Origin of the sequence: Massilia sp. ZL223 (assembly GCF_018119395.1) — a bacterium.
Taxonomy (GTDB): domain Bacteria; phylum Pseudomonadota; class Gammaproteobacteria; order Burkholderiales; family Burkholderiaceae_D; genus Telluria.
Genome location: NZ_JAGPWD010000049.1, coordinates 1 through 14,191, shown reverse-complemented (window position 1 = coordinate 14,191; position 14,191 = coordinate 1). Strand labels below are relative to the sequence as shown.

14 protein-coding genes are annotated in these 14,191 nt (G+C 64.9%); 6 read left to right on the top strand and 8 right to left on the bottom strand.

The window, feature by feature from the left end:
• Position 1 precedes the first annotated feature (1 nt).
• The 6 genes from KBW95_RS22355 to KBW95_RS22330 form a co-directional block, all read right to left on the bottom strand.
• Entirely contained in the window at positions 2-424 is a 423-nt protein-coding gene (locus KBW95_RS22355) for an NUDIX domain-containing protein (protein ID WP_211526032.1), read from the bottom strand.
• On the bottom strand, positions 417-1,307 hold the full coding sequence (locus tag KBW95_RS22350) for an ATP-binding protein (protein WP_211526033.1): 891 nt from the start codon (positions 1,305-1,307) through the stop codon (positions 417-419). The genes KBW95_RS22355 and KBW95_RS22350 overlap by 8 nt, the downstream gene beginning before the upstream one ends.
• A gap of 16 nt (positions 1,308-1,323) precedes the next feature.
• Positions 1,324-2,562: a bifunctional glutamate N-acetyltransferase/amino-acid acetyltransferase ArgJ gene (gene argJ / locus KBW95_RS22345; RefSeq protein WP_211529377.1), complete on the bottom strand. Its 1,239-nt coding sequence runs from the start codon at positions 2,560-2,562 to the stop codon at positions 1,324-1,326.
• A 95-nt stretch (positions 2,563-2,657) separates the two neighbouring features.
• Positions 2,658-4,217, bottom strand: a complete 1,560-nt coding sequence (locus KBW95_RS22340) for a tryptophan halogenase family protein (protein WP_211529376.1) — start codon at positions 4,215-4,217, stop codon at positions 2,658-2,660.
• A gap of 32 nt (positions 4,218-4,249) precedes the next feature.
• Positions 4,250-4,930 (bottom strand): DUF6445 family protein, encoded by a 681-nt coding sequence (locus tag KBW95_RS22335; protein WP_211526036.1) that lies wholly within the window; start codon positions 4,928-4,930, stop codon positions 4,250-4,252.
• A 9-nt stretch (positions 4,931-4,939) separates the two neighbouring features.
• On the bottom strand, positions 4,940-5,806 hold the full coding sequence (locus KBW95_RS22330; RefSeq protein ID WP_211529375.1) for a PEP-CTERM sorting domain-containing protein: 867 nt from the start codon (positions 5,804-5,806) through the stop codon (positions 4,940-4,942).
• Between the two features lie 436 nt (positions 5,807-6,242).
• Between KBW95_RS22330 and KBW95_RS22325 the strand changes: the two genes are divergently transcribed.
• The 3 genes from KBW95_RS22325 to KBW95_RS22315 all read left to right on the top strand — a co-directional run bounded on the left by KBW95_RS22325 (position 6,243) and on the right by KBW95_RS22315 (position 9,132).
• A complete protein-coding gene (locus KBW95_RS22325) occupies positions 6,243-6,968 on the top strand; it encodes a transglycosylase SLT domain-containing protein (protein ID WP_211529374.1) in 726 nt (241 codons plus the stop codon).
• A gap of 24 nt (positions 6,969-6,992) precedes the next feature.
• Positions 6,993-7,994 (top strand): peptidoglycan-binding protein, encoded by a 1,002-nt coding sequence (locus KBW95_RS22320; RefSeq protein ID WP_211526039.1) that lies wholly within the window; start codon positions 6,993-6,995, stop codon positions 7,992-7,994.
• 94 nt (positions 7,995-8,088) lie between these two features.
• Complete coding sequence (locus KBW95_RS22315) at positions 8,089-9,132, top strand: MerR family transcriptional regulator (protein ID WP_211526040.1); 1,044 nt, start codon at positions 8,089-8,091, stop codon at positions 9,130-9,132.
• Here the strand turns inward: KBW95_RS22315 and KBW95_RS22310 are convergent.
• The gene (locus KBW95_RS22310; protein ID WP_211526041.1) at positions 9,072-9,590 is read right to left on the bottom strand and encodes a DUF1203 domain-containing protein; all 519 of its coding nucleotides are present in this window, start codon (positions 9,588-9,590) and stop codon (positions 9,072-9,074) included. The genes KBW95_RS22315 and KBW95_RS22310 overlap by 61 nt on opposite strands.
• A gap of 156 nt (positions 9,591-9,746) precedes the next feature.
• On the opposite strand from KBW95_RS22310, the gene KBW95_RS22305 reads away from it, so the two are divergent.
• Together KBW95_RS22305 and KBW95_RS22300 are read left to right on the top strand one after the other, a co-directional pair.
• A complete protein-coding gene (locus tag KBW95_RS22305; RefSeq protein WP_211526042.1) occupies positions 9,747-10,142 on the top strand; it encodes a DUF6404 family protein in 396 nt (131 codons plus the stop codon).
• Between the two features lie 132 nt (positions 10,143-10,274).
• Positions 10,275-10,595 (top strand): Dabb family protein, encoded by a 321-nt coding sequence (locus KBW95_RS22300; protein ID WP_211525393.1) that lies wholly within the window; start codon positions 10,275-10,277, stop codon positions 10,593-10,595.
• 81 nt (positions 10,596-10,676) lie between these two features.
• Here the strand turns inward: KBW95_RS22300 and secA are convergent, their stop codons facing one another.
• Entirely contained in the window at positions 10,677-13,460 is a 2,784-nt protein-coding gene (gene secA, locus KBW95_RS22295) for a preprotein translocase subunit SecA (RefSeq protein WP_211525385.1), read from the bottom strand.
• Between the two features lie 332 nt (positions 13,461-13,792).
• Here secA and KBW95_RS22290 point away from each other — a divergent pair, with 332 nt between their 5' ends.
• Positions 13,793-14,188 (top strand): DciA family protein, encoded by a 396-nt coding sequence (locus KBW95_RS22290; protein ID WP_307727518.1) that lies wholly within the window; start codon positions 13,793-13,795, stop codon positions 14,186-14,188.
• Positions 14,189-14,191: the final 3 nt, after the last annotated feature.

Here is a 14,191-nt window from a genome sequence, read left to right as displayed (position 1 = left end):
CTTAAGTGTGAGAGGGATAGCGCACCCGGTCGAGCCATTCGAGCAGCGGGATGGTGGCCGGCAGCAGCGGGCTGACGCTGTAGGCGCCCTGCCATGCGAAGGCCTGGCCCTCCAGGCTTTGCGGCTCGCCCGCCCACTCGCGGCAGATGTAGAAATACAGGCGCACGTGGGCGTGCTCGTAGACGTGCTCGACGCAGCACCAGGGCTCGCCTTCGATCACCTGCACGCCGAGTTCCTCGACGAACTCGCGCTGCAGCGCCACGAAGATATCCTCGCCCGCCTCGACTTTCCCGCCCGGGAATTCCCAGTAGCCCGCATAGGGCTTGCCTTCCGGCCGCTGGCCGAGCAGCACGTCGCCGTTGGGACGCATCAGGATGCCGACCGCGACATCCACCGGCCGCGCCTTTGCTTTTACTTCACTCATTCGTTTCTGGATCCGGCAGTTTGCCGGCATAGTCCTTCGCAAATTGCCAGGCCACGCGGCCCGAACGGGAACCGCGCTGCAGGGCCCATTGCAGGGCTTGCGCACGGGCGCCCTCGATCTGTTCCGGCGTGCAGCCGAAGCTGGCCAGCCAGTGGCCCACGATGTCCAGGTAGTCGTCCTGGCGGAACGGATAGAAGGAGAGCCACAGGCCGAAACGCTCCGACAGCGAGATCTTCTCTTCCACCGTCTCGCCCGGATGCAGGTCGCCGTCCTCGCCGTGGCGGTAGCCCGCGTTGTCCGACATTTTTTCCGGCATCAGGTGGCGCCGGTTCGAGGTCGCATAGATCAGGACATTGTCCGACTGCGCGCTGACGCTGCCGTCCAGCGCCACCTTCAGCGCCTTGTAGCCCGCCTCGCCCTCTTCGAAGGACAGGTCGTCGCAGAAGATCACGAAGCGCTCCGGCCGTCCCGCCACCAGGTCGACGATGTCCGGCAGGTCCGCCAGGTCTTCCTTGTCGACCTCGATCAGGCGCAGGCCCTGGTCCGCAAAACCGTTCAAACAGGCCTTGATGAGCGAGGACTTGCCGGTGCCGCGCGCGCCGGTGAGCAGCACGTTGTTGGCCGGGCGGCGCGTGACGAACTGGCGCGTGTTCTGCTCGATCTGGCGCTTCTGCGCCTCCACGTGCTGCAGGTCCTCGAGGCGGATGGTGGAGGCGTGCAGCACCGGCTGCAAATATTTACCCCCACCATTGGTGCGCTTGCGCCAGCGGAAGGCGAAGCTGCGCTTCCAGTCCGGTTCGCGCGGCACGGGCGGCGGCAGCACCGCCTCCACGCGCGCCAGCAGGGCTTCGGCGCGGTGCAGGAACTGTTCCAGCGGTGTCATTACTCGGTTCGACCCGTCAAGAACGATAGTCGGCGTTGATCGACACGTAGTCGTGCGACAGGTCGCAAGTCCAGACGGTGGCGGTGGCGTCGCCGCGCGCCAGCTTCACACGCACGGTGATCTCGGCCTGCTTCATCACGCGCTGGCCGTCTTCTTCCTTGTAGTCCGGATTGCGGCCGCCGCTCTTGGCCACCCACACGTCATCCAGGTAGAGGTCGAGTTTGGTGACGTCGAGGTCGTCCACGCCGGCATAGCCGACCGCGGCCAGGATGCGGCCCAGGTTCGGGTCGGACGCGAAGAAGGCGGTCTTCACCAGCGGCGAGTGGGCGATGGCGTAGGCGATCTTGCGGCACTCGGCCACGTCGCGGCCTTCGTCCACCGTGATGGTCATGAACTTGGTCGCACCTTCGCCGTCGCGGATGATCTGCTGCGCCAGGTTGCGCGAGATCTCGGTGACGGCTTCCTTCAGCGCCTCGTACTCGGCGCCGCTGGCGGCCTTGATCTCCAGGCCGCCCGCGCCGGTGGCGATCAGCATGAAGGAATCGTTGGTCGAGGTGTCGCCGTCGATGGTGATGCTGTTGAACGAGTGGTCGGCCGCGTGCCTGACCAGTTCATCGAGGACGGGCTGGGCGACCTTGGCGTCGAAGGCGACGTAGCCGAGCATGGTGGCCATGTTCGGCTTGATCATGCCGGCGCCCTTGCTGATGCCGGTCAGGGTCACCGTGTGGCCGCCGATGGTGACAGTGCGCGAGGCCGCCTTCGGCTGGGTGTCGGTGGTCATGATCGCCTCGGCGGCGTTGAACCAGTTGTCGGCCTTGAGCTTGGCGACGGCGGCCGGCAGGCCGGCCTTGACCTTCTCGATCGGCAGCTGTTCCAGGATCACGCCGGTGGAGAATGGCAGCACCTGCTGCGGCTGCAGGCCGAGCAGGCCCGCCAGTTCGGCGCAGGTGGCCTGGGCGTTGGCCAGCCCTAGCTCGCCGGTGCCGGCGTTGGCGTTGCCGGTGTTGACCACCAGGGCGCGGATCGGTGCGCCGCCGTTCTTCACGGCTTCCAGGTTGGCCTTGCTGACCTGCACCGGCGCGGCGCAGAAGCGGTTCAGGGTGAACACGCCCGACACGGTGGCGCCTTCCGCCAGCTTCATCACCAGGATGTCCTTGCGGTTGGGCTTCTTGATGCCGGCTTCGGCGTAGCCGATTTCAATGCCGTTGACGGGTTTCAGGTCGGCTGCGACTGGCAGCGGGGAGTTGACGGCCATGGCGATCTCACGGGAAAGATTGGTGAAAACGCTATTGTACCGTCAGTGGCCGCCATGACGGGCGCACGGGGCCGCAGCCGGGCGGCCCCGAGGCTTCAGGAACGGGGGGCGTTGGCCGCTGCGGCGTGCATCTTCTGCGCGTACTCGCGCATCGACGGCGACTGCGCCACGGCGGCGGCGCGGATCTTCTCGATGCGTGCGAGCGCGGCGCGGCTGTGCTCCGGCGGGATGAAGGGCGACTGCGCGCTGCCATGCTCGGGCAGATGGCGCATGCCGCTCAGGATATAGAACCAGTTGTGCGCGCCGAAGGTCGAGAGATGCCGGTTGATGTCGGTGGCACTCGGCAGCTTTTCACGCCACAAGGCCAGCAGCGCCTGCAGCCGGTCCGACAGCTTCACTTCTTCCGTGTAGGCGCGCCAGAAAGGCGTATCCCGGCGCTGCGAAATCACATAATGCAGCAGGACGAAGTCGTGCAGTTCGTCGTACAGGTCGGCCATCAGTCCGTTATAGCACTCGCGGGCGGCCTGGGCGCCGGGCCTGACCGGCAGGTAGTCGAGCCACAGCTGCAGCGCATGCTCGATCAGGTAGATGCCGGTCGACTCGAGCGGTTCGATGAAGCCGCTGGACAGGCCCAGCGCGAGGCAATTCTTTTCCCAGGCGCGGACATGGCGTCCGACGCGCATGCGCAGCACGCGCGGCTCGCCGATCGCCTTGCGGCCTGCGTTGCAGGCAGCAAGGGTGGCCGCCGCTTCGTCATCCGAGCAGAAGCGCGAGGCGTAGACATAGCCGGTGCCTTTGCGCGACTGCAGGTCGATGTCCCAGGTCCAGCCGGATTTCTGGGCGGTCGAGACCGTGTAGCTGCGCAGCGCGCCGCCCGGGTTCTCGTGCTCGACCGGACAGGCCACCGCGCGGTCGCACAACAGGGTATCGCCATAGGACTGGAACGGCACCTGCAGCGCCTTGCCCAGCAACAAGGAAGAAAAGCCGCTGCAGTCGATGAAGAAGTCCGCGGCATGGCGCGCGCCATCCTTCAGCCGCACCGCCGCAATGCCAGCCTCGTTCAGCTCGACCTGTTCGACCGTGCCCACGACGTGGCGCACGCCGTTGCGGATGCCCGCGTCGCGCAGCAGATGCGCCAGCAGGACCGCATCGAGGTGGTAGCCGTAGGAGATCGGCGCGTCATACGCCGGCGAGGCCATGAGCTTGGGAGAGCGCATCGCGTCCATCAGGGCCGGCTGCACCACCCCGACTTCGGTGAAAGGCTGCTGCATCAGTCCGCGCTGCTTGAGGTTCAGCCAGTGCGTCATGGTCGAGTAGCCCTCGGCGGCGATCGGCGTGTCGAAGGGATGGTCGTAGCGGTCGCCCGCGGCCTCGTCGCCGCCCTCGCGCCAGCCGACGAAACGGATGCCGTTCTTCAAGGTGGCTTCGGCTCGTCCGAACAGGTCCGCTTCGGGAATACCGATGGTGCGCAGGGTCTGGCGCAGCGATGGCAAGGTCGCTTCGCCCACACCGATGCTGGAGATGTCTTCCGATTCGATCAGGGTGATGCTGACGGGATGGGCCGGGTTCGCGCCGAGGGCGCGTTGCAGGTAGGTGGCGGCCAGCCAGCCAGCGGTGCCGCCGCCGACGATCACGAGGGACTTGAAGGGGATCATGGTGCAAACTACTGAGAAAGAAATACTGCCGGCTACTCGACTTCGCCGACGAAGATGCGTTGCGTCAGGCGCGCCTGGCGCATGGTCGGGGCAGCCGCCACGTCGCGCATGTCGATCGCATGAAAGGCATTGCCCGCGTACATGACCAGCCGGTTGAACTTGCCCCGCAGGGAGTACACGCGCTCCCATGGACCGTCATCGCCGACGGCATAGGTTTCCGGCTGGCTCGCTTCGCCGAATTCGTCCAGCCAGGCCTGGTAGCGCTTCGCGTCCTCGAGCGATACCATGGTGGCGAGGCCGGTCGGCCGGTGGCGGAAGAAACCGGTCCCGACCTCGTACTCGTCGTTCAGGTAGACCAGCCCGGCGAGCGGCACCGGATCGACGTGGGGGTGCTTCTGCTTGGCCAGCATCTGAGCGGCCGGTGTCGTAACGATCGAGAAATCGGACCAGATGCTGTCCGTCACGGCACGCACGTTGCCGAGCAAGGAGAACATGCGTGTCAGCGTAGCGAACAGCGCGGCCGTCTCTTCCCTGTCGATGCCGCTGTGCATGCCGGGGTAGTAGGCCGTCGACGCGTCGTAGCGGCCGGCGAGCGCAGCCGCCCGCACCGCCTGCGGATCGGCGTAGAAATCGTCGACCACCAGCACCTGGGTGCCGGCCGGCGTACATTCGACGCTCAGGGTGGCGGCCGGATTCAGCGCGAACAGGGACACCGGTGCTCCTTAGGCCTTGTTGCGGCGGCGCACGGCAGCCGCGCCCAAGGCCGCCGCCGCCATCAGGCCCAGCGTTCCCGGCTCCGGCACCTCGCTGGACGGGTCGCCGGTCACATAGGTCAGCGAAGCGGTCTGCAGCCTGAACTGGCCGAGCGGGGCGGACACCAGCGCCTCGAGGATACCGTCCGACGTGAGCGACTTGAGCGCGTCGGCATTCAGGTGGAACGCGACTTCGAGCGCGCCCGAGATCGCTTCGTAGGTGTCGCGCTCGCGCACGTAGCGGTAGAGGTAGCCGTTCTGGTAGCTGCCGTCGGTGCGCTCGTAGACCGGCGCGCCGTAGGATCCTGCCGAGTTACTCGTGGTGGAGGCGCTGTCGCTGCCCTGCTGGCCTGCAACGTCCACCAGCATGGTGTCGGCCACGGTGTCGCGATGGGCGATGTCGCGCGAGCGCACGCTGGAGGTATCGGTCACATTGAAGCTGTAGTAGGCGGTTCCCGTCACCGGGGAATAGCTTTCGCACCGGCGGCTGCCGAGCCAGGTGTAGTAACAGCCGTTGCCGACGTAGTAGGTATAGGTATAGGGCACGTAGACGGTGTGGCTCGACGTTCCCATGTTCTCGTAGCCGCTGTACGGCATCGCGTTGTTCTGGTTGTACTGGGCATCCGAGTAGCCGTACACGATCAGGTCGGCTTCAAGGATGTCCTGTGCGCCGCGGCCCAGCTGGGCCAGCTGCGAATTCAGGTTGAAGCTGATATTGGCCGACTGGCCGGAAGTCAGCAGCTCTCCCAGGCTGATGGTCTGGGTGGTGGTGATCGGGGCGGCCTGGACCGAGGCGGCGCCAGCCAGGGCAAGCGCGGCGGTGAGATGTTTTGCCATCGATGTTGTTATCTTAGATGTTGTTATACAGGAAATGCGATTGACTTTAATCACTTTTAATTAACGATGTTATATCAATTTATCCTTGGCGAATAGCAATAACAACATCGGATCGCCCTTCTCTGCCGCAAGAGCCTGAAAACGTCGTTCGATGACGACGCATTGTGAAATCCCATGTTTGCCAAAGTGACATGCGTGCCGTCCGCCCGGCATTTCTGTCCGCACGGCCGTGCAAACGATAGCTCTAGCTTTTGGGCCGTTAACCCCAGTTCATAAGCACGTTTTCCGCTATAGCCGCGCACAATTGAACTTAGTTCATTTTCTTGTTGCGGATCAAAGCCTTACGATTTCCCGCGGAAAACCATGCATATACTCGGCGGGCCGTTCAGGCAAGCCGTGCGCCGGCCGGCATCCACACCAACAACAGGAGACAACAATGAAGGTAACCGTAAAGGCGCGGCTGCTCGTCGTGCTGTGCGCCGGACTTGCCGGGACGCCGCTGGCGTTCGCCGACGGCAAACCCGCCGAGCTGAGCGTATCGGCGAAGCAGTACAAGCAGTACTTCAAGGCAGCGTCCGACGAGTTCAATGTCCCGGTCGAGCTGCTCGAATCGATCGCCTATGCCGAGACGCGCTGGCACCCGCACGTGCCCAAGGGGCAGCTCAAGAAAAACGGCGAGCCCGAGGTCGAAGTCGAATCGCACCACGGCATGCCGATCAGCTACGGCATCATGGGACTGCGCGACGATCCGCACTTCGGCCACTCGCTGACGCAAGGCGCGGCGCTGATCCGCGTCACGCCCGAGCAAGCCGCCTCCGACACCCGCAGCAACATCCGCGCCGCCGCCGCCCTGCTCGCCCAGTACGGCAACCGCAAGACGCGCGCCTTCCCGCTCGAGGACTGGGAAGACGCCGTGGCCCGCTACAGCGGCATCCCGCAGCGCGAGATCGCGCAGATCTATTCCTACGAGGTCTATACCGCGATCCGCCAGGGACGCGGCAGCGACCAGTACAAGATCAACCAGCGCCATGTCGAGATGGAGCGCATCTACGGCAAGGACAAGCTCAGGAAGCTGTCCGCGCGCCGCATCACGGTCGAAACCGGCACGCCGGATCCGAAGATCTCGGCGCCCGACTTCGCCGACACCCCGAATAAAAAATAAAGCAGCATCTACGGAGACAATCTCATGAAGACTATCTTTCGCGGCTTGCTCGCAAGCCTCTGCCTTGCTGCGTCCGTACAGCCGGCCCTCGCCTCGACCGACTATCCGCCCGCCATCTGGAACCCGGCCGCCAGCTGCAATTATTCGGCCCGCACCGCCGCCGTCAGCCATGTGACCGTGCACACCACTCAGGGCTCCTACGCGGGCTCGATCTCCTGGTTCCAGAACTGCAGCGCCGGCGTCAGCGCCCACTACGTCATCCGTTCGTCGGACGGCCAAGTGACCCAGATGGTGCGCGAGGCCGACAAGGCATGGCACGTGGGGACCTCGAACGGCTACACTGTCGGCATCGAGCACGAGGGCTACATCAACGATCCCGGCACCTGGTACACCAGCGCCATGTACAACGCCTCGGCCGCGCTCACGCGCGACATCCTGGCTTCGCGCTCGCTGTCGCAGAAGGTCTACGACGGTGGCGCGGGCTGGAATGCGGTGCCATCGGACTCGCTGTACAACGTCAAGGGCCACGTCAACTACGCCAACCAGAGCCACACCGACCCGGGTTCGGGCTGGGACTGGCCGCGCTATAAATCGCTGGTCGCGGGCAGCGGCAGCGGCGGCACGAGCATGACCTGGCCGCTGGTCCAGTACGGCAATACGGGCGAGCGGGTGCGCAGCATCCAGTACCTGCTGCAGCAATGGGGCTATACGCTCACCGTGAACGCCAGCTTCGACACGGCCACCCAGACCGCGGTGAAGAACTTCCAATCCTCGCACGGCCTGGGTGCGGACGGCATCGTCGGCAACGCGACCTGGCCGGCGCTGACCATCCTCACCCAGCAGGGGGACTCGGGCGCCAAGGTGCGCGCGGTGCAGAGCCAGCTGAACGAAAGCGGCGCCGGCATCGCGGTCGACGGCGCCTTCGGCCCGGCCACGGCCACGGCGGTCAAGAACTTCCAGACCTCCAAGGGCCTGGGCGCGGACGGCATCGTCGGCGACAACACCTGGAACAAGATGGTCTGGTAAGCCTGCGCGGTATCATCTCGCGTTCATCGCCCTCTTGACCCTCACGCCGCGTGAGGGTCGACACTGGCGCCACGCTGAAGAAAGGAGCCGACCCATGCTGAAAGTAGGAGAACTCGCCGCGCTCGCGCACCTCACTGTGCGCACGCTGCACCATTACGACAGCATCGGGCTGCTCCGCCCTTCCGCGCGTTCCGATGCCGGCTACCGGCTCTACGACCGTGACGACGTGGCCAGGCTGCAGCAGATCCAGGCCCTGCGCGTTCTCGGCATGAGCCTGGCCGACATCGGCCTTTACCTGGACAGTCCGGACGCCTCGCCGCTGGCGGTGGTCGAGCGCCAGCTCGCCGCCGTCGACCGGCAGATCCTTGACGCCACGCAGATGCGCCGGCAGCTGCTGCGCCTGCGCGGCGAGCTGGTGCGCGGGGCCAAGCCCGAACTGTCCGACTGGCTCACCACGTTGGAGACGATGACCGTGTACGAACAATACTTCACCAAGGACGAACTGGAGCAGCTTCCCTTTTTCAGCAATCCCGATGCGCAGGCCGACTGGCGGCAATTGGTCGAACAGGGAACGGGCCTGATGCGTTCGCAAGTTCCACCGGCTTCGAGCGCCGCCAAGTCCTTCGCCCAGCGCTGGCTGGACGCCTTCCAGCGCGATACCGCGCACAACGATGCCTTCGCCAGCCGCATCAACCTGATGGCCGCGCGCGAACAGCAGGCCATGCAGGAGCAGTTCGGCGTCTCGCCGGAACTGATGGGCTATGTGATGGCATCCATCGGCGAGTTGCGGCGCGACGTGTATGCGCGCTACCTCGCGCCCGAGGTCCTGGAGCGCATGGCGCGCCACCAGGCAGAGCACGGGCACGAGTGGCCCGGCCTGATCGGCGCGGTGCGCGAGCAGATGGGGAGCGATCCCGACGCGCGCGGCCCCGAGGCGCGGGCGCTGGCGCGGCGCTGGATGAGCATGTTCCAGGACATGGTAGGTACCGACCCGGTCGCCGTCGAAGCCTTCCGCCGGGCCAGCGCCAGCGAACCCGTGCTGCGCATGGGCAGCGGCATCGGCGACGACATGCTCGATTACCTGCGCAAGGCGATGTCGCCGCCGCCGGACATGGAACGCTCGACGCGCAGCGCATAGCAGCCGTAGGCGGTGAAGCGGGCCAGCACGAAGGCGACGTCCTCACGCGCGAAGAAGGCAGTCAGGTCGGCGGCCGCCGCCTGGGGCGAGCTGACGCGGGCGTCGACGATGCGCTCGTCGCGGCTGTAGGCGCGCAGCACGAAGCTCGCGCCCAGGTAGGGGATCTCCCCATCGACCGGCAGGGAGGCGCGCTGCGCTGCGCCTTCTCCCTGCGCCGCCAGGAAGACCGGGCCGTATTCGCGGTAGGGTCCGGCCTGGGTGAAGGGGCAGTAGCTGGCGAGCAGGATCGCTTCGCCCGGCTCGGCGCGCCGCAGCGCGTCGCGCAGCGGTTCTCCTCCTTGTGCGAGATGAGGTTCGACAGGCTGGCCCAGGTCGTCGACGCCGGCGCGGGCGCGGCGCACGAAGTCTTGCGGTAAGGAGAGGATGCGCAGCGCGGCGGATTCCAGGTGCGGGTACATAATGGCCTCGTGATCGAATGAAGGCTTCCATCGTCGGCGATTGCGGTCGCGCAGGCGTCTCGCTTATTGCTATCGAATAGCTTTTGGTGACAATGCATGCATTTTCTTGCTCCAGGCGCTTGGTAAGCTTGAGGCTTGCGAACCACCTTGGACACCATGGATTTCCAGACCCAGAAAGCGCGCGCCTTCACCGTCCTGTCGCGCCACGGCCTCAAGCGCTACCGCTTTACCCCTCCTCCGTTCCAGCTCCTGTGGAACCTGGGCATCCAGGTCCGGCCTCCGCACTTCATGGACTTTGCCGCCGCAGCGTCCTTGTTCGGCGCCTGGTTTGCCGTTTTCTGGGGCACGATCATGTGGGCGATTGTCTGGTTCCGTGAAGGCACGAGCTTGTTGAGGGGCACGGCAACGGCGCTCTGCGCCGGCCTGTGTTACGGCTTGTTCATGGCTTTCGTGTACCGCCGCGAGCGGCTGAAGCACAACTTGCCGAGCTGGGAGTCGCTGCGCGACGTCCCGCAAGATCATGCATCCCCGACGACAGCGCTGCCTCGCTGAAGCCTGAGCGTCCTGGGGCCTGCTTCCCTTTTGCCGCGGCATCCATTCGGGCCGCGGCTTTTTTATTGGGCGCGCCGAAGCGCGGGGCGGCGCTACCATCACGCAAACCTCCACCCACTTTGCGAGCCTGCCATGACTGCCAATCTTTCCGCCCCACTACGCCATGTCGTCCTGTTTTCGTTCAAGGACGGCGCATCCGCCGATCAGATCGACGCCATCGTGTCGGATTTCGAAAGCCTCGAGGAGGCCATTCCCGGCGTCGCTGACCTGGAATGGGGGACCAACGTCAGTCCGGAGGGGCTGAACGACGGGTTTTCGCATTGCTTCGCGCTGTCGTTCGCGTCGGTGGAGGATCGGGATGCTTATCTGGTGCATCCGGAGCATCAGCGCTTTGTGTCGACCTTGGGGGGATGCCTGGAGAAGTCGCTGGTGGTGGATTATTGGGCGCGGTGAGGCGCTGGTGGTGTGCTGGCAGACCCACAAAACAAAAACGGCCGGATCACTCCGGCCGTTTTCACATGACACGATCAGCTATTACGCCAGCTTGCCGTGGCACTGCTTGAACTTCTTCCCGCTGCCGCAAGGGCAAGGATCGTTGCGGCCGACCTTCACGCCCATGTAGGTGCTGTGGTCTTCCGCGGCCACCGGCGCCGCGCCGGCCGACACCGGGTTCGGGTTGAGCAGTTCCGCCGGATCGGCCGACGGATTGAAGTCGGCGTGCTGGTAGTTGATGTTTTCCAGGTGCGCCGCCTGGGCCGCCATCGCGGCTTCGGCCGCTTCGACTTCCTCGCGGGTCTGGATACGCACGGTCATCACGGTGCGGATCACTTCGTTCTTGATCATGTCCAGCATGTTGCCGAACAGCTCGAAGGCTTCGCGCTTGTATTCCTGCTTCGGGTTCTTCTGCGCGTAGCCGCGCAGGTGGATGCCCTGGCGCAGGTGGTCCAGCGCCGCGAGGTGCTCGCGCCAGTGGGTGTCCACGCTCTGCAGCATGACGTTGCGCTCGAAGCCGCCGAAGGCTTCCTTGCCCACGATGCCCACTTTCGACTCGTAGGAGGCGTCGGCCGCGGCCAGCACGCGTTCCAGGATGTCATCGTCGTTCAGGTTCGGATCGTCCTGCAGCATCTGGGACAGCGGCACGTCCAGGCTCCACTCGCCCGACAGGGTCGACTCGAGCGCCTTGATGTCCCACTGCTCTTCCACCGACTCGGCCGGCACGTAGGTGCGCACCACGTCGGTGAACACGCCGGTACGCAGCGAGGCGATCATTTCCGACATGTCGGCCGATTCCAGCAGTTCGTTACGCTGGGTGTAGATCACCTTGCGCTGGTCGTTGGCGACGTCGTCGTATTCGAGCAGCTGCTTGCGGATGTCGAAGTTGCGGGCCTCGACCTTGCGCTGGGCCGATTCGATCGAACGGGTCACGATGCCGGCTTCGATCGGTTCGCCTTCCGGCATCTTCAGGCGGTCCATGATCGCGCGCACGCGGTCGCCGGCGAAGATGCGCAGCAGCGGGTCGTCCAGGCACAGGTAGAAGCGCGAGGAACCCGGGTCGCCCTGGCGGCCCGAACGGCCGCGCAACTGGTTGTCGACCCGGCGCGACTCGTGGCGCTCGGTACCGATGATGTGCAGGCCGCCGGCGCCGACCACGTGGTCGTGCAGCGACTGCCATTCGTCGCGCAGCTGCTTGGCCTGGGAGGCCTTCTCTTCCGGCGACAGCTTGTCGTCGGACTCGATGAACTGGATCTGCTTCTCGACATTGCCGCCCAGGACGATGTCGGTACCGCGGCCCGCCATGTTGGTGGCGATGGTGATCATCTTCGGACGGCCGGCCTGGGCGATGATTTCCGCTTCGCGGGCGTGCTGCTTCGCGTTCAGCACGTTGTGCGGCAGCTTGGCGCCGTTCAGGATGCCGGACAGCAGTTCCGAATTCTCGATCGAGGTGGTGCCCACCAGCACCGGCTGGCCGCGCTCGTAGCAGTCGCGGATGTCGTTCAACATCGCGTTGTACTTCTCCTGCGAGGTCTTGTAGACCTGGTCCTGGCGGTCCTTGCGCTGCGACGGACGGTTCGGCGGCACCACCACGGTCTCGAGGCCGTAGATCTCCTGGAATTCGTAGGCTTCGGTGTCGGCCGTACCGGTCATGCCGGCCAGCTTGGCGTACATGCGGAAGTAGTTCTGGAAGGTGATCGAGGCCAGGGTCTGGTTCTCGTTCTGGATGCGCACGCCTTCCTTGGCTTCGACGGCCTGGTGCAGGCCGTCCGACCAGCGGCGGCCCGTCATCAGGCGGCCGGTGAATTCGTCGACGATCACCACTTCATTGTTCTGCACCACGTAGTGCTGGTCCTTGTGGTACAGGACGTGGGCGCGCAGCGCCGCATACAGGTGGTGGATCAGGGTGATGTTGGCGGCGTCGTACAGCGAGGCGCCTTCCGGCAGCAGGCCCATCTTGGTCAGGATGCCTTCGGCCTTCTCGTGGCCGGCCTCGGTCAGCAGCACGGTGTGCGCCTTCTCGTCCTTGGTGTAGTCGCCCGGGACTTCGATCTTGCCCTTGCCGTCCGGAGTCTCTTCGCCGATCTGCAGGGTCAGCTGCGGCGGGACTTCGTTGATGCGGTAGTACAGGTCGGTGTGGTTCTCGGCCTGGCCGGAGATGATCAGCGGGGTACGCGCTTCGTCGATCAGGATCGAGTCCACTTCGTCGACCAGGGCATAGTTCAGGCTGCGCTGCACGCGTTCGCGCGCGTCGTAGACCATGTTGTCGCGCAGGTAGTCGAAGCCGAACTCGTTGTTGGTGCCGTAGGTGATGTCCGAGGCGTAGGCCTTCTGCTTGGTGTCGTGGTCGAGCTGGGACAGGTTCACGCCGGTGGTGAGGCCCAGCCAGCCGTACAGGCGGCCCATCTGCTCGGCGTCGCGCTGCGCCAGGTAGTCGTTGACGGTGATGACGTGGACGCCCTTGCCGGCCAGCGCATTCAGGTAGACGGCCAGGGTCGCGGTCAGGGTCTTGCCCTCGCCGGTGCCCATTTCCGAGATCTTGCCTTCGTGCTGGACCATGCCGCCGATCAGCTGCACGTCGAAGTGGCGCATCTTGAGCACGCGCTTGGCGGCTTCGCGGCAGACGGCAAAGGCTTCCGGCAGGATGTCGTCCAGGGTCTCGCCCTTGGTGAGGCGGTCCTTGAATTCAGGTGTCTTCGCCTGGAGTTCGGCATCCGACAGCTTTTCCATCTGCGGCTCGAGCGCGTTGATCTGACGCACGGTCTTTTGGTATTGCTTGAGCAGACGCTGGTTACGGCTGCCGAAAATCTGGGTCAGGAATGACATGCTGTGTTCTAAATAAATACGCCGCAAAAAAGAGCCAGGGATGATATCAGATAGATAATCATCGAAGACCGCCTATGGCAAAAAGCTACTGATTTTATCATGCGATCCGGCCACACTTGGGGATGTTGGGCAGGATAACAAGAGTCATGCACCCAAGAATGTTATCAAATAGCACTCGTTGTTAGGCTGGCATTGCAAACCTTGCCCGCTGTGGTATGTTGCGGGGCATGCAGTCCGCCCCTCCTTCCAAGCAGCGTCCGTTCCATATTTTCGGTACCAGGAACCGCCAAACCTCGTTTGTCGCGACAGATTTTCTTCGCGGCAACGATCGCATGGCGAGCCTGCTGCCGGCCGCGAACCGGATGGCGCGCCTGCAGGCCGACTGCCATGCGGCCCTGCCGGCCATGTTCACTGGCTGCGACGTGATTTCCTTCCAGGAGACGGTGCTGGTGCTGGCCGTGCCCAGCTCGGCGCTGGCGGCCAGGCTCAAGCAGATGCTGCCCAAGCTGCAGGCGACCCTGCAGCAGCGCGGCTGGGGCGTGGAGTCGATCAGGCTGAAGGTGCAGATGACGCGCGCGGTGGACGAGAAGCCGCAGATGCGCAACCTGGAGCTGCCGCCGACGGCGGTGCAGGCGTTTGAAGAGCTGGCGGAGACCTTGCCGGAGACGGCGCAGAACAAGGAGCTGGTGGCGGCGCTGAGAGCGCTGGCGGCCAAGCGCAGGGGTTAATAG

Bases quoted from the DNA above. Each gene is read 5' to 3' on its own strand.
- KBW95_RS22355 (WP_211526032.1), bottom strand. From the start codon at position 424: ATGAGTGAAGTAAAAGCAAAGGCGCGGCCGGTGGATGTCGCGGTCGGC.
- KBW95_RS22350 (WP_211526033.1), bottom strand. From the start codon at position 1,307: ATGACACCGCTGGAACAGTTCCTGCACCGCGCCGAAGCCCTGCTGGCG.
- argJ (WP_211529377.1), bottom strand. From the start codon at position 2,562: ATGGCCGTCAACTCCCCGCTGCCAGTCGCAGCCGACCTGAAACCCGTC.
- KBW95_RS22340 (WP_211529376.1), bottom strand. From the start codon at position 4,217: ATGATCCCCTTCAAGTCCCTCGTGATCGTCGGCGGCGGCACCGCTGGC.
- KBW95_RS22330 (WP_211529375.1), bottom strand. From the start codon at position 5,806: ATGGCAAAACATCTCACCGCCGCGCTTGCCCTGGCTGGCGCCGCCTCG.
- KBW95_RS22325 (WP_211529374.1), top strand. From the start codon at position 6,243: ATGAAGGTAACCGTAAAGGCGCGGCTGCTCGTCGTGCTGTGCGCCGGA.
- KBW95_RS22320 (WP_211526039.1), top strand. From the start codon at position 6,993: ATGAAGACTATCTTTCGCGGCTTGCTCGCAAGCCTCTGCCTTGCTGCG.
- KBW95_RS22315 (WP_211526040.1), top strand. From the start codon at position 8,089: ATGCTGAAAGTAGGAGAACTCGCCGCGCTCGCGCACCTCACTGTGCGC.
- KBW95_RS22310 (WP_211526041.1), bottom strand. From the start codon at position 9,590: ATGTACCCGCACCTGGAATCCGCCGCGCTGCGCATCCTCTCCTTACCG.
- KBW95_RS22305 (WP_211526042.1), top strand. From the start codon at position 9,747: ATGGATTTCCAGACCCAGAAAGCGCGCGCCTTCACCGTCCTGTCGCGC.
- KBW95_RS22300 (WP_211525393.1), top strand. From the start codon at position 10,275: ATGACTGCCAATCTTTCCGCCCCACTACGCCATGTCGTCCTGTTTTCG.
- secA (WP_211525385.1), bottom strand. From the start codon at position 13,460: ATGTCATTCCTGACCCAGATTTTCGGCAGCCGTAACCAGCGTCTGCTC.
- KBW95_RS22290 (WP_307727518.1), top strand. From the start codon at position 13,793: ATGGCGAGCCTGCTGCCGGCCGCGAACCGGATGGCGCGCCTGCAGGCC.